The following is a 20,859-nucleotide window of genomic DNA, read 5'->3' as shown; positions in this document are numbered from 1 at the left end:
GCCCAGCCGCTGCGGGCCGTAGTGCGGCGGCGGCGCGCAGCGCCGTCGCCCTTGAACCTATATGGCGAAATTCGGCAACAACCCACAGAAGAACTGGGCGTTGACCTCTCGACGTTCAGGCCGTGGGCTCACGACGGAGAGACTCGATCAGCCGCTGAGCCTGGGCGCGCAGGGGCTCGCTGTCCGGATCGTTCTCGATGATGACGTGGTGAACCGGAAGGGCGAAGGACGTGTCCAGTCCGGCACTGTACTTGTCCCAGTTCGTCAGCTTCCAAGTATCGCGGGCTGCTCCGCGGCGCCGTAGGTACGTCAGCATCGTCTCGACCGAACACCGGACCCATACAAAGGTCGCGTCCGCTCCAGCCGCTTCGGCCTGGGAGGTTGCGCGTTCCAGCCAGGATGGCTCACTGAACTCGCGGATATACGGCGCGGCGGCAATGACCGAGTTCCCGCACTCAATGTTCTCTCTCACGACGGCCGCGAGGGCGTCATACTCCCTCGGCCGGATGTGCGTCAGGTAGATATCGGATTCCCGGTCGTCGATGGTCGATCCGAGGTCTTCGAGCGCAGGCTCGATCATTGGCCGAGCCATCGTGTCCTTGTCGAGGAGTGCCCAACTGGTTTCACGGGTCAGAGTTCGGGCGAACTCGCTCTTTCCGCTCCCCGCATAGCCTCCGATGTAAACGACCTGGGCACGGATCGGACGTACCGGCGCAGCCAGCGTCAATGCCAGCGAGGTTGGGGTAGTGACGACACGACCCGACCGGTCGTGACTGGCGATATAGCCATCAGCGGCTAGCTGCTCCATCGCCTTCGTGATCGTGAGCTGGCTCGCTTGCCACTCCTGAGCGAGGGCTCGTGTCGTGGGAAGCCGTTGGCCATCGCGCAGTCGGCCGGACTCGATGTCATTCCGGATGGCCTGAGCGATCCGGAGGTGTGCCGGCGGATTGGACGAGGTCTGCTGGCTTACCACGGTTACTCCTTCGGGTAGCAGTTGCCTTCCGAAGAGTATCAGGTGCTCCCCTACTTTGAGCTGGGCAGATAGCACTACTGGACATTACTAGACGAAAGTACTTGCTTCTCGATAGAAGCAACTGCTACCGTTGCTGTAACGCACAACACAGCGTCGGGAGGTCGGAATGCAGATCAAGGCGACTAAGGGAGCGGACATCCTTCGTCCGTCTCGGTTGAATGCGGCGGGGTGGTGCATCAACTGCCTTGGCCGACACTGCGAGAAGGCACGGTGCATCGCCTGGTACGCGGGAGCGGTGTGGGAGACCTGCACCCGCTGCGGTGGCAGTGAGTACGTAGGCGGTCACCGGGATCCGGAAACGGCGCTCAACCGGTGTGACTGCACTCAGGGCCTGGTCGAGGCCGAGAACGGGAAGTCCGGTTCGGTGATCGAGTTCCCGGGTGTGCGCCAGGGAGCGCCGGTGGTGATCGGTTACTCGGCGCATGGGCGTGAGGTGATCCGCGATCATCGCGGCACGGTCTCCGAAGTGTTCGACTTCGATGATCCGGAGCAGTGGTTCTGATGACAGCGGGCGTCGTGGAACTCGATGATTCTCCGGAGGATTCGAGCGGTCCGGTTCGGCAGACTGCGGCCCAGCGTCGCAGCCTGCCGGACTTCCGGGACGTCGCCCAGTCGTTGGCCGAACAGGAGCATATCTGCGCGCGGCCGATTCCGATGCTGGCCTACAACTCCAAGACCCTCACCGAGGAATACCTCGGCGCTCCTTGCAAGGCCACCATCGCCTCGGTGTGCCCGGCCTGCGCCGACAAGGCCCGGTTCCTGCGCATCACCCAGTCCCGCGAAGGCTGGCATATCGCCTCCGAACCGGAGAACGAGAAGGTCCCGCCGACCGAGCAGCAGACCGCGCTGCTGGCCGCCCGCGCCGATCTGTTCGAGACCTTCCAGCACGCCAAGGCCGATGGCGATATGGACATGATGTCCGGGGTCCGCGAAGTCGTGGCCGACCTCGACAACGAGATGAAAGACTCCGGGTTCCGGGGACGGCTGCCCGCCCTCGATAGGGAGCAGAAGCCGCGGCGTGCTCGCTCGACCCGTCGTCGTCAGGATGCCCCGAACCTGCCCCGGCTCAAGGTCGAAAAGACCACCATCGGCCGCGAATACGCCGGGCATCGGCCCTCGATGTTCATCACCCTCACCATGCCTTCCTACGGGGCCATCAACCGCGACGGTGCCGTGAACGACAAGGGCGAGACTGTGGGCGACGGTTCACCCCGGGACCCGGGTTCCTACGACTACGAACGCGCCGCCCGCGACATCGTGCACTTCTCCGCGTTGTTCGACCGCTGGATCCAGAACCTGCGCCGCGCGGTGGGCTGGAACATCCAGTACTTCGCCACGGTCGAACCCCAGAAACGTGGCGCCCCGCATCTGCACATCCTGATCCGGGGCACGGTGTCGCGCGACATCATCCGCCAGGTCACCGCGGCTACCTACCACCAGGTGTGGTGGCCACCGCATGAGCGGGCCAGCGAGGTCTACCCCGGCGATATCGTCCCGGTCTGGGACCCGACCCGCATGACCTTCCTCGACCCCGCGACTGGCTCGCCGCTGCTCGCCTTCGATGACGTCCAGGACCTCCTCGACGACGTGGACGATCTCGATCCGGCGCATGTGGTGCGGTTCGGCGATCAGATGGACCGCGCCGACATCCGCGGCTACGTTGCCGGCCGAAAAGCCGACCGCGCGATCGGCTACGTCACCAAATACCTCACCAAGTCCATCGCCGAAGTCCTGGACACCGACTCCGACCGGACCCGCCACCACTACAACCGCCTGCACGCCGAGTTGCAGCACACCCCGTGCTCGAAACGGTGCCCGGTCTGGCTGCGCTACGGCATCGTCCCCGAAGGCGCGGACGAGAAGACCATCCCGGGCCGCTGCAAAGGCAAAGCCCACCGCCGAGACACCCTCGGCCTGCCCGGCCGCCGAGTTCTGGTCTCGCGCCAGTGGTCGAACAAGACGCTCCCGGACCACAAGGCCGACCGCGCCGAGTTCGTTCGGCAACTGCTGGCCTCGGTCGGGATCGTCAAACCCGACAACTCTCACCTGAAACTGTCGGTCGTGCGGCCCGGCGACCGCTCGGCCCCGCCCCGCGATCACCTGATCCTGTCGGAGATCGCGCGGCGCAAAATCTGGCGCGCCGAGTACACCCGCGCACTCCTGGAGGCCGGTCCACCAGCACAGCAACACAGTTCGGCAATCCCGGTAGCGGCATGAGGAAGGACAGAAAAATGCAGGTGATCAACGGCAGTAGGCGTGTCGCATCTCCGGCTACGTACACCGTGGAAGAGGCCGCGGTGCTGCTGGGGGTGTCCCGGGGCATCGCCTACCAGTTCGTCAACGAGGGCGTGATTCCGGCGAAGCGGATCGGTCGCCGGTGGGTGATCTCGCGGGCGGTGTTCCATGCCTGGCTGGACTCCTCGGACAACCTCCCGGAAGCGGTGTAGCCGATGGGATGGGTGGATCAGGCTCCGTCGGGCCGCTGGAAGGCGCGCTGGCGTGATCCTGCGGGTACGCAGCGGTCCAAGACGTTTCGGACCAAGAAGGAGGCCAACACCTTCCTGGCCCAGGTGGAGGTCTCCAAGTCGCAGGGCTCCTACGTCTCGCCCCACGCGGGCCGGACCCTGCTCGGCCACCATGCTGAGCAGTGGATGAACTCGTGGAACACCGAGCGGACCACGACGGCGCGGGATGCCTCGATCATGCGAACTCATGTGCTCCCGAAGTGGGAGAACTGGCAGCTCGGCAAGGTCGATCACCTGTCGGTGCAGACCTGGATTTCGGAGCTCTCGCAGCGTCGTTCCCGCGCGACGGTGGCCGAGGCGAAGCGGATGATGTCGGGGGTGATGCGTTCGGCAGTGGCGAACAGGCTGATAGCGGCCGATCCCACGGCCGGGGTCCGGATTCCCAAGCGCCGGGTCCGCGATACCGATGAGCGGATGCTGTCGCGGGAGGAGGTTCGGCAACAGCTTCTCCCGGCGGTCCGGCCGGAGCGGTACCGGGTGCTCGTGGCAACCGCGGCGTTCGCCGGTCTGCGGTGGGGTGAGGTCGCGGGCCTGTGCACCGACGCGGTGGATCTGGATCAGGGGCTGATCCGCGTGATGCGCACCGTGACCGAGGTCGCCGGCCATGTGGAGTTCAAGCCGTTTCCGAAGTCGCGGGCCGGTCGGCGGACGGTGCCCATTCCGGGCTGGCTGGCCGAGGAACTGCGGGCCTATCTGCGTGAGTACCAGCAGGGGCCACAGGGGCTGATCTTCACCAACGAGGCCGGTGGGCCGCTGCGGCGGACGTTGTTCCGGTCCCGGGTCTGGCGTCCGGCGTTGGTCCGGGCCGGGCTGCTCGGTGAGGTCTCCCCGGTGGGCGAGAAGTTCGAGGCGGTCTGGATGGACCAGGGTGGGGAGGTGAATTCCGAGGTGTTCGGCAAGTACGAGCAGGCCGTTCAGATGGTGGCTCGCCATGAGCACGGCGGGGTCCGGTTCCACGATCTGCGCGATATGTTCGGGACCTGGCTGGCCGACGACGGCATGGAGCCGCACAAGATCGCGGTGGTGATCGGTCACGAGAACCCGACGACCACGATGCAGTACTACATTCGCCTCACCGAGGACTACGACGCGGTGCGCCGGTCCATGGGCGACGAGAGCGGCCCTGAGACCCGCTGATGCCTGTTTGCTCCCCGTCCGGCGGTCGGGCGGACATTCCGGGGCGGATGGGATCGGCTGAGACGAGAAATCCCCCGACCAAAGTCACTGGTCCGGGGGATTTCTTCTACGGGGTGGGTCTAGGAGGACTTGAACCTCCGACCTCTTCGTTATCAGCGAAGCGCTCTAACCGCCTGAGCTATAGACCCGCGGGGCAGCTGTTCAATGTCAAGCAACCGCCGAGCACAGACTGTACCGGAATGCTCCAGGATGAACCAAAACGGCTGGTCAAAGACCCATGGCCGTATACCCACGGATAACGCGCGACGGCCGGTACCCGGATTCCCGGGTACCGGCCGTCAGCGAGAGAACAGGATCTAGTCGGGGTCGGCCAGAGTGACCTGGATGCCGCCGACCATATCGCAGCACTGGTTGTAGATGAACGTCCCGACGGTGGCCAGGGCGGTGAACAGGACGACATTGATGAGCCCGATCACCCCGGCGTACCCGAAGACCGTACCGGCGTCGATGAGGCCCACCGATCCGCTGTCGGGCGAGACCATATCGGTGAACGTGCTGTTGAGCCGCTCCCAGACACCCATACCGGCCAGCACCATGTACAGCAGTGCCACCGCGATCATCCAGACGAAGAACATGGCGACACTGATGACCAGGGTGATCTTCAGCGTGGACCACGGATCGATCCGGCGTACCTGTACGGTCGCCCGCAGCGGTTCGCCGCCCAGCACCGCCTGCGGGAGCCCGCGCGGGGCCTGCGGAGCGGGCGGGGCCGGGGGTGGCGTGTGCTGGATATGTGGAACGTGCGGTGCATGCGATGCGTGCGGGGCCTGGTCCGGCGGCAGCGGATGCCGGATCTCGGAGAGGTCGGGCATATCCTTGACCAGCTCGGGCCGGGCGATACTGCGGGTGGGACCGTCCAGCCCAACGGATTTGGCCATGGCCGCTTCCTTACGCGCCGCCTTGGCCGCCAGATCGCTGGTGGTCCGCGCGTTGGTGACCCCGCCGCTCAGCCCGACCCCACGCTGCCCTTGGCCCCCGCCCACCGGCATATGCCCGGGACGGGAGAGGTTGGACTGGGGTTCGCGTTGCGGCAGCTGCGACCAGCCCTCCTGGAAACGTCCGCCGTCCGTACCGTTTCCGCCCGGCTCGGCCGGATTGCCGCCGCCCTGCTGGTTACCGCCCTGCTGCGGGCCGGGATTCTGCTGGCCCGCCGGTGAATTGCGCGATTCGGACGCGAATTCTCCCTGCTTCTCCTGGTTTTCGGGCGCCGGACCTCCGGTGGGTGCACCACCGGAGGGGTTGGCACCCTGCTGACCGCCGGCCTGCTCGTTGTCCGCGGCCTCGCCCGGCCGCGGCGTCGGGCGCGGCGAAATCGGGGACGGGGTGACCCGCTCGGTCACACCGTTCGTCTGCTGCCGCTCGTCGCTCGGCTGTTTCGGAGTGGTCAATGGGAATCCTCGGATCCGTTCTTTGCCGCCGATATGGGATTACTGTTCGGGGGAACCGCCACCGTCGATCTGTTCGGGCTCGTCGGCGTTACGTGCGATCGCAAGCAAGGTATCGCCCTCGCCGAGGTTCATCAATCGCACGCCCTTGGTCTGCCTACCGGCCTTACGAACCTGCCGGGCGGCAGTGCGGATAACCCCTCCGCTGGACGTGATCGCGTACAGCTCGTCGTCGTCGTCGACGATGAGCGCCCCCACCAGGGTGCCACGCCGGGCATCGAACTGGATCGTCAATACACCTTTTCCGCCCCGGCCCTGCGCGGTGTACTCCTCGATGGCGGTCCGCTTGGCGTAACCACCCGAGGTCGCCACCAGCAGATACGTTCCGTCACGGACCACATTGAGCGAGAGTAGGGCATCTTCGGCGTTGAACCGCATACCCTGCACACCCGACGTGGCGCGTCCCATCGGACGCAGTGCCTCATCCGTGGCGGAGAACCGGATGGACTGCCCCTGCGCCGAGACCAGCAGCAGATCGTCCTCGGCCGAACAGAGTACGGCGCCTACCAATTCGTCGTTGTCGCGCAGGTTCACCGCGACGATGCCGCCGCTGCGGTTGGAGTCGAAGTCCACCAGCCGCGACTTCTTCACCAGGCCCTTCTGCGTGGCGAGCACCAGGTAGGCGGCGTCTTCGTAGGATTTGATCCGGATGACCTGGGCGATCTTCTCGTCCGGCTGGAAAGCCAGCAGGTTGGCCACGTGCTGACCGCGGGCGGTGCGGTTGGCCTCCGGCAATTCGTAGGCCTTGGCCCGGTAGACCCGGCCCTTGTTCGTGAAGAACAACAACCAGTCGTGGGTCGAGGTCACGAAGAAGTGGCGGACGATATCGTCCTGCTTGAGCCCCGCGCCCTGGACACCCTTACCGCCGCGCTTCTGGCTGCGGTAGAGATCGGTCTTGGTGCGCTTGGCGTAGCCGGTCTCGGTGATGGTGACGACGACGTCCTCGCGGGCGATCAGATCCTCGTCGGCGACGTCACCGTCGGCGGAGATGATCTGGGTGCGCCGGTCGTCGCCGTAGCGCTCCACGATCTCGGCCAGTTCGTCGCGCACGATCGCGCGCTGGCGTTCCGGCTTCTCCAGGATGTCCTTCAGATCCGCGATCTCGGCCTCGAGCTTGGCCAATTCGTCGATGATCTTCTGCCGCTCCAGCGCCGACAGGCGCCGCAGCTGCATATCCAGGATCGCGGTGGCCTGGGTTTCGTCGATATCGAGCAGTTGCATCAGGCCGGTGCGCGCGGTGTCGGTATTGGCCGAACCGCGGATCAGCGCGATGACCTGGTCGAGCATATCCAGCGCCTTGACCAGGCCGCGCAGGATATGGGCGCGTTCCTCGGCCTTGCGGAGCAGGTAGCGGGTGCGCCGGACGATGACTTCCAGCTGATGGTTCACATACAGCCGGATCATCTGATCCAGGCGCAGGGTGCGCGGTACGCCCTCCACGATGGAGAGCATGTTGGCGCCGAAACTGGTCTGCAGCTGGGTGTGCTTGTAGAGGTTGTTCAGCACCACCTTGGCGATCGCGTCACGCTTGACCGTGACCACGATGCGCAGGCCCACCCGGTCCGACGATTCGTCGTGGATATCGGACACTCCGGCGATCCGGCCGTCCTTGACCTGTTCGGCGATCGCGTTGATGAAGTTGTCCGTGTTGACCTGGTAGGGCAGCCCGGTGATGACGATCGTGGTGCGGCCGCGGGCGTCCTCTTCGATCTCCACCACACCGCGCATCCGGATGGAGCCGCGGCCGGTGGTGTAGGCATCGTGGATGCCCTGGGTCCCGACGATGAGGCCGGCGGTCGGGAAATCCGGGCCCTTGACCCGCTCCATGCAGGCGGCGAGGGTGGATTCCTCGTCGGCGTCGTGATTGTCCAGCGCCCAGTAGATGGCCTCGGCCAGCTCGTTGAGGTTGTGCGGCGGGATATTGGTGGCCATGCCGACCGCGATGCCGTTGCTGCCGTTCATCAGCATGTTCGGCACCCGGCTGGGCAGGACGACCGGTTCCTGGGTCTTACCGTCGTAGTTGGGGATGAAATCGACCGTGTCGTGATCGATCTCGCGCAGCAGCTCCATGGCCAGCGGGGTGAGCCGGCATTCGGTGTAACGCATGGCGGCGGCGCCGTCGTTACCGCGGCTGCCGAAGTTGCCCTGCCCGTCGACCAGCGGATACCGCATCGCCCACGGCTGGGCCATCCGCACCAGGGTGTCGTAGATGGCCGAGTCGCCGTGCGGGTGGTAGTTACCCATGGTGTCGGCCACCGGGCGGGCCGACTTCACATAGCTGCGGTCGGGCCGGTAGCCGTTGTCGTGCATCGCGTACAGGATCCGGCGGTGCACGGGCTTGAGGCCGTCGCGCACCTCGGGCAGCGCACGGCCCACGATCACGCTCATCGCGTAATCGATGTAGCTGTTCTGCATCTCCTGCTGGATATCGACCGGCTCGATCCGGTCGCCCGCGCTCTCCGGCGGCAGGGTGGTGTCGGTCATGCAATCTCCTAGGTACTGACGGTTGACGGTGGCTCACCCGCGCGCGCTCGCACTATCACAGAGCGCCGGCGCGCCGCGGGCGCGACACCGCTCCTACACGTCGAGGAAGCGGACGTCCTTGGCATTACGGGTGATGAAGCTGCGGCGCGCCGCGACGTCCTCGCCCATCAGAACGCTGAACAGCTCGTCCGCGGCGGCCGCGTCGTCCAGCGTGACCTGGCGTAGTACACGCACCGAGGGGTCCATGGTGGTCTCCCACAGCTCCTTCGGGTTCATCTCGCCCAGACCTTTGTACCGCTGGATACCGTCGTCCTTGTTGATCTTCTTACCGGCCGCCAGACCCGCCTCGAGCAGTCCGTCACGCTCCCGGTCGGAGTAGGCGAACTCGGGATCGACGCGATGCCACTTCAGCTTGTACAGCGGCGGCTGCGCCAGGAATACATGCCCCTGCTCGACGAGCGGGCGCATGAAGCGGAACAGCAGGGTCAGCAGCAGCGTGGAGATGTGCTGGCCGTCGACATCGGCGTCGGCCATCAGCACGATCTTGTGATACCGCAGTTTGGCGATATCGAACTCGTCGTGGATACCGGTGCCGAAGGCGGTGATGATCGACTGGACCTCGGCGTTCTTGAGGACCTTGTCGATCCGCGCCTTCTCGACGTTGATGATCTTGCCGCGCAGCGGCAGGATCGCCTGGTACATCGAATCGCGACCGGACTTGGCCGAACCACCGGCCGAATCACCCTCGACGATGTAGATCTCGGATTTGCTCGGATCCTTGGACCGGCAGTCGGCCAGCTTGCCCGGCAGGCCGCCGATATCGGTCGCGCTCTTACGCCGGACCAGCTCACGCGCCTTACGGGCGGCGACCCGGGCCTGCGCCGAGGACACCGCCTTGTTGACGATGGTCTTGGCATCGGCGGGATTGGCCTCGAACCAGTGCGCGAGGTGCTCGTTGCAGGCGCGCTGCACGAACCCCTTGACCTCGGTGTTGCCCAGCTTGGTCTTGGTCTGGCCCTCGAACTGTGGTTCGCTCACCTTCACGCTCACGATGGCGGCCAAACCCTCGCGGATATCGTCGCCGGTGAGATTGCCGTCCTTCTCCTTGAGGAGCTTCTTCTCCTTCGCGTACCGGTTGACCACCGTGGTCAGCGCCGCGCGGAAACCCTCTTCGTGCGTACCGCCCTCATGGGTGTTGATGGTGTTGGCGAAGGTGTGCACCGACTCGGAGTAGCCGGAATTCCACTGCATGGCGACCTCGAGCTCGTGCCCAGTGCCCTTGCCGTTGAATGCCACCACCGAGTTGTGGATCGGCTGCTTGGTCCGGTTGATATGCCGGACGAAATCCTCGAGACCGCCCGGGTAGTGGTAGGTCCGGGTCTTCACCTTCTGCGTGGCCGCGGGCTTCTCACCGCCCTCGTCGTGCTTGGGCGCCTCGGCGGTATCGCTGACCACCTCGTCGGTGATCTCGGTATCGCTGACGCGCTCGTCGGTCAGCACGATGGTCAGGCCCTTGTTCAGGAAGGCCATCTCCTGCAACCGCCGGGATACGGTCTCGAAGTTGTAGGTGGTGGTCTCGAAAACGGCCGGATCGGCCCAGAACCGGATGGTGGTGCCGGTGGCCTTGGTCGCATCACCCTGGATCAGCTGGCCCGGGACGGCGTCCTTGTAGGTCTGGCTCCAGTGGTACCCGTCGGTGTCCACTTCGGCCTCGAGCCGGCTGGACAGCGCGTTCACCACCGAGATACCGACGCCGTGCAGGCCGCCGGAGACAGCGTAGGAATCGGAGTCGAACTTGCCGCCGGCGTGCAGCTGGGTCATGACGACCTCGATGGTCGGGATGCCCTGGGCGTGCATCGCCACGGGGATACCGCGGCCGTCGTCGACGACCTGGACGCCACCGTCGGCGAGGAGTGTGACCTCCACCCGGGTGGCGTGACCGGCCATCGCCTCGTCGACCGAGTTGTCCACGACCTCCCAGATCAGGTGGTGCAGGCCGCGTTCACCGGTGGAACCGATGTACATACCCGGGCGCATCCGCACCGCCTCGAGACCTTCGAGGACCTTGATGGAGGAGGCACCGTAGTCCTGCTTGTCCGATGCGCTCGAACCCGATGCTTTGGAGTCTTTGGCAGCCACTGGTCGGTAGCTCTCCTTACTTGCTGGTCCCCGGGACGGCGGTGGGACAGCACGCGTGGGGCCCGGAACCGATCGAGGGCTTCGCACAGCGCGCCGAAGGTATCGCCGCTGAATTACTATTCCATCTTACTTGGCAGCCCAACTTACAGTGCATCTGCGACACCCCTGACGGCTTCCAGGATGGGAGAAATCGACCCGCCACGGGTCCCCTCGCGGCCCGGACGATTTCGGACCATCAGATTCGGCCTGAGAGTTCACTGAGGCACACCCCCGCGAACCCGCCCGGTTCCACGTGAAACCGGACCCTATCCGTAGGTGTCGCGCGGACCGCGACCGCGGACGTGGCGCTGCCCCTTACGCCAGCTCGGCGCGGTGGGACCGGCGATACGCAGGGACCGGACGACGCCGGGACCGACGGCCGCGGCGATCTTCGCCAGTAGCTGGGACTGGAGCAATCGCAGCTGGGTCGCCCACGCGGTGGATTCGGCGGCCACGCTCAGCACACCGTTTTCGAGTTTCACCGGAGTCGCGTGAGCGGCGATGTCCTCACCGACCACTCCGGCCCAATGGCCGAACACGGTGCCCTCGGCCACCTTGGCGGACCAGCCGCGGCTGCGGGCGATGGAGGTCGCGAGCTTGGACAGCGGCTGCGGGTCCCGATCGTCCGGGCGCGGACCGGACCAGCCGCTGCGCCGGCGCCCGGCCCGCTGTCCACGGCGCGGCGACGAACGGCCCTGTCCCACGGATTTGCCGCTCGCCCGCGCGGCCGCCCGGGCCTCCTCCAGCGCACGGCGGGCAAGGTCGACTCCGCGTAGCTCCGGCGGCTCGGATTCGCCGGGCGACGGCGTGCCGCCGGGTGTTCCGGGCTGATCGGTCATGGTCGCGCTCCACTCACCGGTTCGAGTTATCCCCAGGGTCGACCGGTTTTCCTCAGGTTGTGCACATCCGAGGACTGCACTTCGGCGCCGCGGCCCGCCATCACGGGTACACCCGGCGATAAAGGGGAAAATCCCAGATCAGACCAGGTTTTACGAGGTTCGGCACCGGGCTCCGGCGAGCGCACCGGGCCGCTGCCCGGATTCGGGCCGACGACCTGGGGGAACAAGTTATCCACAGGGTGTGGATAACTGTGCGCTACTTGCCGGGCGGGATAACGGCCCGACGTATCGGCTCACTCTACGAACGGCCCGGCCCGCATGCAAGACGGAAACCACCGCGTGTCCGAGGTGCCGGTTATTCGCCGGGGAAAGCGGCCGACGCGCCGTCCCCGGGACCCGGCGCGGCCTGCGCCGGAGCAGTGGACAACCGTGAGATGCGGTGTTCGGGATCACCGACGGTCATGACCCGCAGTGTGGCTCCGGCGAGTTCCTCTGGAACATCTTCGGGGACGGCCGCGGTGACCAGTACCTGTTCCGCCGCCGCGGCCACAGCCGCCAGCGCGGTCCGGCGGCGGCGGTCCAGTTCGGCGAAGACGTCGTCGAGCAGCAGTACCGGTTCGGTACCCGCGGCCCGCAACAGTTCGAAGGCGGCCAGTCGAAGGGCGAGTGCGAACGACCAGGACTCCCCATGGCTGGCGAACCCCTTGGCGGGCGTCTCGCCGAGCATCAGTTCCAGATCGTCGCGGTGCGGTCCCACCGTGCAGACTCCGCGTTCCAGTTCCCTGGGCCGGGCCGCGGCGAGTTCGCGGAGCAGCGTTTCCTCGAGCACGGCGGTATCACCCGGTTCGGGCTCCCGCACCGGATCGAGCAGTTCGTCCGGGAGCGCGGCGCTGCGGTATCCGATGGCGGCGGGACGTGATCCGGGCGCCAGCGAGGCGTAGGCGTGCGCCAGATGCGGATGCAGTTCGTGCACCAGGCGCAGCCGCTCGGCCAGCAGCACGGACGCGTGGGCGGCCAGGTGACCGTCCCATACGTCCAGCGTGCCGAGTTCGGCCCGGCCCGAACGGCCGGCCGTTTTCAGCAGGGCCGATCGCTGCCGCAGGACCCGGTCGTAGTCGGCGCGGACACCGGCCAGGCTCGGGCGGCGCGCGGTGCACAGCTCGTCGAGGAAGCGGCGCCGTTCGCTCGGATCACCGCGGACCAGGGCCAGGTCCTCCGGTGCGAACAGCACGGTGTGCAGGATGCCCAGGATCTCGCGCGGGCGGCGTACAGGTGAGCGGTTGATCTGCGCCCGGTTGGCCACACCGCGGTTCAGCTCCACATCGATCCGCAGTTCGCGGCCCAGATGCACCACGTTCGCGCCGATCCGGGCGCGTTCGGCGCCGGTTCGGACCAGCGGCGCATCACTGGAAACGCGGTGTGAACCGAGTGTGGAGAGGTAGCCGAGCGCCTCGAGCAGGTTGGTCTTACCGTTGCCGTTGGCACCGAGGAAAACTGTAGGGCCTGTGGATAACTCGATCTCCGCATGCTCCCAGGAACGGAAGTCACGCAAGGTCAGAGCACGGATATGCACCTGTTCACACCGCCCGCAACATCACCACCGAGTTATCCACAGCTGTGGATAACTTTGGATTGCGCAGGTCGGCGCGCGAGTTTGCGGCGATATCGCTCCCCCGCGCCCGACCGCGTGCCATGGGATCATCCGGACCGGAGCCGAAGGGTCCCGGCCTCCGGATCGGTACTGCCGCCGGGCCCACGGGCTCAGCCCGGAAGCCGGACCGGCATCAACAGGTAGATGTAATCGCTTTCCAGGGCGGGGTAGGACCCGGTCTCGAGCGGTTCCGGGGCTTCCTCGGCGGCGGGCAGCAGCACCGCCGGACGGCTGGGGGTCGTGAAACCGAACGTCACCCGGTCCGAGCGCAGCGCGGAGAGCCCGTCGATGAGGTATCCGGGGTTGAAGGCGATGGTGAGCGGTTCACCCCGGAAATCGGCGGTGAGCCACTCCTCGGCCCGGCCGGCGTCGTCCCCGCCGGCCGAGAGCAGAAGTCCCTCCGCGGAGAACTCCAGCCGCACCTGGGCGCCCCGCTCGGCCACCAGGGCGACACGTTTGATGGCCTCGGTGAGCGAGGCGACCTCGAGCGTGGCGATGGAGGTGTGTTCCTTCGGCAGCAGCTGCCGGAATTTCGGGAATTCGGCATCGAGCAGCCGGGTCGTGGTGCGGCGGCCGCCGTTCACGATCCCCAGCAGCCCGTCGGCGCCCGCGCCCGACCCCAGGGACAGCTGCACGGGCCGGTCCGAGGCGCCGAGGGTCTTGGCGGATTCGGAGAGGGTACGGGCCGGGATGAGGACAGCTGTCTCGATATCGGTGCGCGCCGGCTGCCACTGGATATGGCGGACCGCGAGCCGGAACCGGTCGGTGGCGGCCAGCACGACCTGCGGACCCTCGATCTCGACCCGGATACCGGTCAGCATGGGCAGCGTATCGTCGCGACCTGCGGCAACGGCGACCTGGCCGACCGCCTCGGCGAACACATCGACCTGTAGTTCCCCGCTGGACTGCGGTACCTCGGGCAGTTGGGGATAGTCCTCGACCGGCATGGTCGGCAGCGAGAACTTGGCACTTCCGCACTGGATGAGCACCCGGCTGCCGTCGAGCGAGACGTCCACCGGCTTGTTCGACAGCGCTTTGGTGATATCGGCGAGCAGCTTCCCGGAAACCAGCACCTTGCCCGGACCGGCGACCTCCGCGGCGACCCGCATCTGCGCAGAGACCTCGTAGTCGAACCCGGAAACCGTCAGACCGTCCTCGTCCGCGACCAGCAGGACTCCGCCGAGCACCGGGACCGGCGGGCGGGACGGCAGACTGCGCGCCACCCAGGCGACCGATTCCGCGAAGTCCTCACGCGCGACCCGAAACTTCATGCCTGCAAGGTCCATCGCCCGAGGTGTCCTCTCCCGTTCAGTGTGGATCGGTGGCCGTACTGCCCCCGTGTATCCGGCTGCGCCTACTCCTGCTCCGCCGATGCGGCGACCGCGCGATCGGTGAACCGGCTCGATCGCCCGAGAAGTCTGGCACATGCGACCGACATCAGACCGTACCCGGTTTCCGGTCGCCGGGTCGGCCGCCCCTCCGTGAGGAGGATACGTCCTCCGGGGCCGGACCGACCAGCGCTACCCACTCGGAGCCGCAGGGCTCATCCGAGGAACGACCGCTGTGGGGATGACTGTGGACAACGCGCCGGAGGCGGTCCGCGCGAGGTATCCCCAGTCGTCCCGGACCGACGGTGTGGACAAGTCGGCAGGTGCTCACCGTCGCGGTCCGACGGGTGAGGGTGGGCGATCGCGTGCCGGTGCAGATCACTCCGGTGGCATGGACCGAGACTCCGGGACGAACGCGCGTCGCGCATCCGGACTGCTTCCCCTCTTCTCCTTGTTCGTCCTCCGGGAGCGGGTCGAGTCGTGCGGTCCGTTTCCCGGCTTGTCCACACCTCCTGTTTTGAAGAGAAATTCTCTAGGGGAAGAACAGGAGTAGTAATAGGCCCTGTGGAAACTGTGGATTTCCCCTGTTTCCCCTGTTCACAGCGCGTGTCTGCCTGTGGACCGTCCTGGGATAACTCGAGGATGGATCGGGCCCGGCTGTGGACAGGGTCGGTTGTCCACACTGCCTCCACAGTTCATCCCCAGTTCCCTCCCCAGTTTTCGGGCTGTTGTGCACACTGTGTACGAATCCGGGGATAACCTGTGGATTCCTCGAGGATTCCCCAGGGATTCCACAGGTTGTCCCCATGCCTCTGACCGCATCGCCCCTGATCAGCGCATGTGGATGAAATGGCCTGTGGAAACTGTGGATAACGTTGCTGTGGACAAGATCTCGACAGCATGGGGCGGAGACTGTGGAGGAACCAGTGGACAACCTGTGGAATCCACAGGGATAACTGGTGTAAATGACCTGCTCAGAGCATCCACAGGCTGTTAGCGAAATACTTGTGAATGGATTCGGGGAGACCTGTTCCGGTCGCCGTCCGGCCCGGCGGGTGGCCGGCCTGTTTCGCCAACGCGATTGCGGCCCTAGCGCATTGCGACGCGGTTCGGCGGGTGCTCGGTCGCACCGGATGGCGCCGGTCGGTCCCGCGGTCGCCTGCACCCGGCAGGACTCACCGCGCACCGTCCAGAGCCGGCAGGGACCGATTTCAGGGCCGGTCCGGATCCGACCGGTAGGGGACGCCGCTGCCTGATTCGGCCCCGGCCGTTCCGATGCGGAGTACTACGTCGCGGAGCGGCACCGCGACGGACGCGAGCGGTGTGAGGGCGACGCCCGGCGACCGGTTGTGCGGGGGCAGCGTGCGCCGGAACGACAGGAAACAGCGGTGTGGCCCGGCGTGCGATGACGCCGGGCCACACCGTGAGGATCCGGATCGGTTACCGGGACCGCTGTTTGATACGCGCGGTCAGTTCCTGGACCTGGTCGTAGACGCGACGCCGCTCCGACATCTCCTTGCGGACCTTCTTCTCCGCGTACATGACCGTCGTGTGATCGCGGCCGAAGGCCTGGCCGATCTTGGGCAGCGAAAGGTCGGTGAGCTCCCGGCACAGATACATGGCGATCTGGCGGGCCTGGGCGAGCGGCCGCGCCTTACCCGGCCCGGTCAGCTCCTCCATCGAGGTGTTGAAGTACTCCGCGGTGACGCCCATGATCGTCGAGGCGGTGATCTCGACATCCTGTGATTCGGGCATCAGATCGCGCAGCACGACCTCGGCCACCGACTGATCCAACGGCTGACCGTTGAGCGAGGCGAACGCGGTGACGCGGATCAGTGCGCCCTCGAGCTCACGGATATTACGTTCCACCCGGCTCGCGATGAGTTCGAGAACATCGTGTGGCACATCCAGGCGATCCATTCGCGCCTTCTTGCGCAGGATCGCGATCCGGGTCTCCAGCTCCGGTGGCTGTACATCGGTGATCAGACCCCACTCGAACCGGGTACGCAGCCGCTCCTCCAGGGTCGCCAGCTGCTTGGGCGGGCGATCGGAGGACACCACGATCTGCTTGTTCGCGTTGTGCAGGGTGTTGAAGGTGTGGAAGAACTCCTCCTGGATACCTTCTTTGCCCTCGATGAACTGGATGTCGTCGACCAGCAGGATGTCGGTCTCCCGGTAGCGGCGTTTGAACGCCACCTTCCGGTCGTCGCGCAAACTGTTGATGAAGTCGTTGGTGAATTCCTCGGTCGAGACGTACTTGACCCGCATCCCAGGGAACAGCCGCTGGGCGTAGTGCCCGGCGGCATGGAGCAGATGGGTTTTGCCGAGTCCGGACGCACCCCATACGAACAGTGGGTTGTAGGCCCGCGCCGGCGCCTCGGCGATCGCGACGGCGGCCGCGTGCGCGAAGCGGTTGGAAGCGCCGATGACGAAGGTTTCGAAGGTGTACTTCGCGTTCAGGCTCGCCGACGATTTGGCGGGGTCGGCGGTTTCGGTCGGTTTGGCGAAGAACGTGGGCCAGGAATCCCGGACGTTCACCACCTTCTCGTCCTCGTGGTCGTCGTCGACCGGTTCGATCCCGGAATCCCGCACGCTCTCCCGGAGGCTGTCGCGGTCGCTGTCCCGGCGCGGATCGTGCCCCGCGGGGTCGGAGGCCGGGAGGTCGGCTGCGAACAGGGTGTCCTGCGCCGGGCGGCTCGTGCGGCGCGGTGGCAGGATCGCGGCCGGCTCGGGCCCCGAATCACGAACAGGCGCGATGGGCCGCTCGCGGCCACCCGCCGGTTCCGCGATATCGGACCGGCCCGCGGGATAGGCCTCACGGTATTCGGCGGGTGGATACTCGCGGTCCCGCTCGTATCCGGGTTCGCGGGTGTATTCGGCGGCGGGCGCGTATTCCCGGGGATACGGTCGCGGCGCCGCGTATGGTGCCGGACCGTCGCCGCCCCGGACCGGCGGTGCGTCCGCGAACTGCACACCCTGCGGAAGTTCGGGCAGCGCCGGCCGCCGGGAATGCTCGGGGCCTGCCGGTTCGGGTGGACGCGGATGGGTGGGGTTGCGCGGCAGATCGCCGGTCAGCGGAAGTTCCGCCTCGTGGGAGAACTCCTCGCGTGGATAGCGGGCGTCGCCCGGCGGGTTACGCGGGAAACCCGGATCTTGTTGATAGCCGCGGGCGGGATACTCGCCGCCGTCGGAATCGCGGGGTGCGTCGGCCGGCCAGGAAGATCGCGGAGGTCCGGTCGGAACCGGGGACGGTACCGGGCCGGGGCGAGCGGGGCCGGCCTGATCCGGCCGGGGGGCGGTATCGGGACGGCTGGTCATGCGCGCGTGCCGAGGTGGCCCGCTGTCGGCCGCGGCGGGCACCGGCGCCGCGATGCGGACACCGAGACCCTCCACCTGGGGACCGAGTCGCCGGCCCAGCGAGCGGAGAATGGGTTCGCGCAGATCGCGTTCGATCGCTTCCTGGGCGAGCGAGGACGGCACGGAGAGCAGCGCGAATCCCTGGACCACCATCAGCGGTTTGACGAGTTTGAGCCAGGCCTGCTGGGCTCGGGTCACCGCGGCGATGGCACCATCGGACGAACCGGTGGTCAGCTCCGCGACCACCGTCGGCCACACGGTGGCCAGTACGTTCTGCTCGTCGTCCATCCAGTGTCCTCCCCGGGAGTCGGTTGCTCGGCGCAGACGTCCGGGGCTCGCGGTGCGTCTACTGTACTGGTTCGTTTCAGCGACACCGCATACGTACGCCCGAGGGAAGCCGCCGCATCCGCCGGATACGGCGCCCGGGGGCGCTGCGACGGGTACGGCGCCCGCGGGGCGCTGCCGGGAATCCCCGATTTCCCGGCCTGCGGCATGGCGCCGTCGGCCCTACGAATATGCCATTCACAGGGTATTTCCACATAATTATCCACAGATGTGCACAATCCAGGCGGACCGCCGTTCTGGTCGCGCGGTGCGCAGGGCCCGGTGGCGGTCGTAGAACCTGCGCTCTCCGGGCCCGGAGGCGCAGCCGGTGATGATCGCCACCGCTCATGAATCACCGGCGCGGCCCGGCTCCCGGGCGGATCGCCGCGACGGGGGGCGAGTTTGACCCGGTAGAACTGGATAAGTACCCTCGTACAGTCACCCCTCGGCGTGGTGACCGTTCTGTGCTGACCGTTCGCCAGGACCGCGGCGCCGAGCCGGGCGACAACATCACCAGAATCATTGAAAGCTTCGGGCGCCGCCGGGTGCCCACCAATTCGAGGAGTGTTCACCGTGGCCAAGGGCAAGCGGACGTTCCAGCCGAACAACCGTCGTCGGGCGCGGGTCCACGGTTTCCGTCTCCGGATGCGGACCCGTGCGGGCCGCGCCATCGTCTCCGCGCGGCGCCGCAAGGGCCGCGGCACCCTCACCGCCTGATCGCCCGTCGTATTCGGTGCCCGATGCCCGGTTCGCCGAACCCCGTGGCCCACGCCGCCGGCTGTTCGTTCCGGCCGGCGGCTCTCCCCGTCCCGGGATCTCCGGGTGCTTCCTGAGCCGCACCGGCTGCGTCGACGTGCCGATTTCTCCCGGACGGTACGCCGCGGCCGGCGCGCAGGAAAGCAGGATCTGGTCGTCCATGTGGCGGCCGATACGCCCGACCCCGAGACGGGGGCCGGAGCGGTCCGGTTCGGTGGCCCGCGTTTCGGGTTGATTGTCAGCAAGGCGGTGGGTCCCGCGGTAGTACGTCACCGTGTGGCCCGCCGCCTGCGCCATATCTGCGCCGAGCTGACCGCGGAGGTCCCTGCCGAAGTGGATATCGTGATTCGCGCACTGCCGGGCTCCGCTGCCGCCGACAGCGACGAGCTCCGCCGTCAGCTGCGCAGCGGCCTCCGGAAACTCGGCGTCCATTCCGCGGGCTCGCCCGCCGACGCGGGTGCCTCGCGATGAGCCCGCGTGGCCGTCGCCTCGCGTCCGCCCGCTGGCCCGCGAATATTCTGATCTTTCTGATCGAGCTGTACCGGACCTATGTCTCCCCCACCCGGATGCCGGTCTGCCGGTTCACTCCCACCTGTAGTGAGTACGCGGTCACCGCGCTGCGTACCCGGGGGCTGGTGATCGGCCTCGGATTGACGGCCGCCCGGCTGGCCAAATGCGCACCCTGGCACCCTGGTGGATGGGATCCCGTACCGGAGCGGCGGCGCAACGTCGGCCACGACGATCCGCGGACCGAAGCTTGTAAGGGATCACCGCATGCGGTGATCGGTGACACTACCGACGGGAGTGCATAGAGCCGTGCTCGATTTCATCTACTATCCGGTGTCCTGGATCCTGTGGTTCTGGCACCGGGTCTTCGGCTTCGCCTTCGGAGCGGACAACGGTCTGTCCTGGGCGCTGTCCGTGGTGTTCCTCGTCTTCACGCTGCGCCTGGTGCTTTATCGGCCCTTCGTGAGACAGGTCCGGACCACCAAGCAGATGCAGGAGCTGCAGCCTCAGATCAAGGAGCTGCAGAAGAAATACAAGAACGACCGCCAGAAGATGGCGACCGAGATGCAGAAGCTGCAGAAGGACCACGGCTTCAATCCGCTCATGGGCTGCCTGCCGATCCTGGCGCAGGTGCCGGTCTTCCTCGGTCTGTTCCACGTGCTGCGGTCGTTCAACCGGACCGGCCACGGATTCGGGCAGCTCGGTATGGATCCCTATACCAACGCTCATACCCCGAACTACGTCTTCAATGCCGACGATGTGCAGTCGTTCCTGAGCGCTCGTATCTTCGGCGCGCCGATCTCGGCCTTCATCACCGCCCCGGTGGACGAACTGCAGGCCTTCGCGGACTACGGCGGCGTGCCCAGCAAGATCAGCATCGCTGCCGTCGCCATCCCGTTGATGGTCATCGCCGCGATCGCAACCCACTTCAATGCCCGCGCCTCCGTCGCCCGGCAGACCCCCGAGGCCGCGGCCAACCCGCAGGCCGCGCTGATGAACAAACTGGCGCTGTGGGTGTTCCCGTTCGGCGTGCTGATCGGTGGTCCGTTCCTGCCGATCGCCATCCTGCTCTACTGGGTCTCCAACAACATCTGGACCTACGGTCAGCAGCATCTCGTCTTCGGCCGGATGGCGAAGGAAGAAGATGGCCGATGCCGCACGCGAATGGCAGGCGTTCCTGTCGACTTGGACAGCATGGAACCACGCGCGCACGGTCACCAGTATCGTCGGTGCCC

At 66.6% G+C, this 20,859-nt stretch carries 16 protein-coding genes and 1 tRNA gene; 8 read left to right on the top strand and 9 right to left on the bottom strand.

The window, feature by feature from the left end:
- Positions 1-115 precede the first annotated feature (115 nt).
- On the bottom strand, positions 116-973 hold the full coding sequence (locus tag ACWDU1_RS11780) for an AAA family ATPase (protein WP_449997846.1): 858 nt from the start codon (positions 971-973) through the stop codon (positions 116-118).
- A gap of 166 nt (positions 974-1,139) precedes the next feature.
- On the opposite strand from ACWDU1_RS11780, the gene ACWDU1_RS11775 reads away from it, so the two are divergent.
- Genes ACWDU1_RS11775 through ACWDU1_RS11760 form a run of 4 tightly spaced genes read left to right on the top strand, consistent with a single transcriptional unit; the run spans position 1,140 to position 4,695 of the window.
- Complete coding sequence (locus tag ACWDU1_RS11775; protein WP_449997844.1) at positions 1,140-1,535, top strand: hypothetical protein; 396 nt, start codon at positions 1,140-1,142, stop codon at positions 1,533-1,535.
- Positions 1,535-3,250, top strand: a complete 1,716-nt coding sequence (locus tag ACWDU1_RS11770) for a replication initiator (RefSeq protein WP_449997848.1) — start codon at positions 1,535-1,537, stop codon at positions 3,248-3,250. The genes ACWDU1_RS11775 and ACWDU1_RS11770 overlap by 1 nt, the downstream gene beginning before the upstream one ends.
- A 14-nt stretch (positions 3,251-3,264) precedes the next feature.
- A complete protein-coding gene (locus ACWDU1_RS11765; RefSeq protein ID WP_449997842.1) occupies positions 3,265-3,480 on the top strand; it encodes a helix-turn-helix domain-containing protein in 216 nt (71 codons plus the stop codon).
- Positions 3,481-3,483: 3 nt separating this feature from the next.
- Entirely contained in the window at positions 3,484-4,695 is a 1,212-nt protein-coding gene (locus ACWDU1_RS11760) for a tyrosine-type recombinase/integrase (protein ID WP_449997841.1), read from the top strand.
- A 114-nt stretch (positions 4,696-4,809) separates the two neighbouring features.
- Here the strand turns inward: ACWDU1_RS11760 and ACWDU1_RS11755 are convergent.
- The 8 genes from ACWDU1_RS11755 to dnaA all read right to left on the bottom strand — a co-directional run bounded on the left by ACWDU1_RS11755 (position 4,810) and on the right by dnaA (position 18,325).
- Positions 4,810-4,883, bottom strand: a tRNA-Ile gene (locus ACWDU1_RS11755).
- Positions 4,884-5,051: 168 nt separating this feature from the next.
- On the bottom strand, positions 5,052-6,143 hold the full coding sequence (locus ACWDU1_RS11750) for a DUF3566 domain-containing protein (RefSeq protein WP_449997840.1): 1,092 nt from the start codon (positions 6,141-6,143) through the stop codon (positions 5,052-5,054).
- A 39-nt stretch (positions 6,144-6,182) separates the two neighbouring features.
- On the bottom strand, positions 6,183-8,684 hold the full coding sequence (gene gyrA, locus ACWDU1_RS11745; protein ID WP_449997838.1) for a DNA gyrase subunit A: 2,502 nt from the start codon (positions 8,682-8,684) through the stop codon (positions 6,183-6,185).
- 93 nt (positions 8,685-8,777) lie between these two features.
- Entirely contained in the window at positions 8,778-10,823 is a 2,046-nt protein-coding gene (gyrB, locus tag ACWDU1_RS11740) for a DNA topoisomerase (ATP-hydrolyzing) subunit B (protein WP_449997836.1), read from the bottom strand.
- A 305-nt stretch (positions 10,824-11,128) separates the two neighbouring features.
- Positions 11,129-11,701 (bottom strand): DUF721 family protein, encoded by a 573-nt coding sequence (locus ACWDU1_RS11735; RefSeq protein ID WP_449997834.1) that lies wholly within the window; start codon positions 11,699-11,701, stop codon positions 11,129-11,131.
- 355 nt (positions 11,702-12,056) lie between these two features.
- Positions 12,057-13,274: a DNA replication/repair protein RecF gene (gene recF, locus ACWDU1_RS11730; protein ID WP_449997832.1), complete on the bottom strand. Its 1,218-nt coding sequence runs from the start codon at positions 13,272-13,274 to the stop codon at positions 12,057-12,059.
- A gap of 188 nt (positions 13,275-13,462) precedes the next feature.
- A complete protein-coding gene (gene dnaN / locus ACWDU1_RS11725; protein WP_449997830.1) occupies positions 13,463-14,638 on the bottom strand; it encodes a DNA polymerase III subunit beta in 1,176 nt (391 codons plus the stop codon).
- Between the two features lie 1,482 nt (positions 14,639-16,120).
- Positions 16,121-18,325, bottom strand: coding sequence for a chromosomal replication initiator protein DnaA (gene dnaA, locus ACWDU1_RS11720; protein WP_449997828.1), 2,205 nt, complete (start codon positions 18,323-18,325; stop codon positions 16,121-16,123).
- A 609-nt stretch (positions 18,326-18,934) separates the two neighbouring features.
- Between dnaA and rpmH the strand changes: the two genes are divergently transcribed.
- From rpmH to yidC, 4 genes are all read left to right on the top strand, one after another.
- Positions 18,935-19,078: a 50S ribosomal protein L34 gene (gene rpmH / locus ACWDU1_RS11715; protein WP_058854877.1), complete on the top strand. Its 144-nt coding sequence runs from the start codon at positions 18,935-18,937 to the stop codon at positions 19,076-19,078.
- Between the two features lie 105 nt (positions 19,079-19,183).
- A complete protein-coding gene (rnpA, locus tag ACWDU1_RS11710; protein WP_449997827.1) occupies positions 19,184-19,588 on the top strand; it encodes a ribonuclease P protein component in 405 nt (134 codons plus the stop codon).
- Positions 19,585-19,929: a membrane protein insertion efficiency factor YidD gene (yidD, locus tag ACWDU1_RS11705; protein WP_449997826.1), complete on the top strand. Its 345-nt coding sequence runs from the start codon at positions 19,585-19,587 to the stop codon at positions 19,927-19,929. The genes rnpA and yidD overlap by 4 nt, the downstream gene beginning before the upstream one ends.
- Positions 19,930-19,933: 4 nt before the next feature.
- On the top strand, positions 19,934-20,859 hold a 926-nt coding region (gene yidC / locus ACWDU1_RS11700; RefSeq protein ID WP_449997824.1), incomplete at its 3' end, for a membrane protein insertase YidC.

Source organism: Nocardia sp. NPDC003345 (assembly GCF_053589395.1).
Note: the sequence above shows the minus strand (reverse complement) of the source record. Positions and strands in the feature narration are given on the sequence as shown.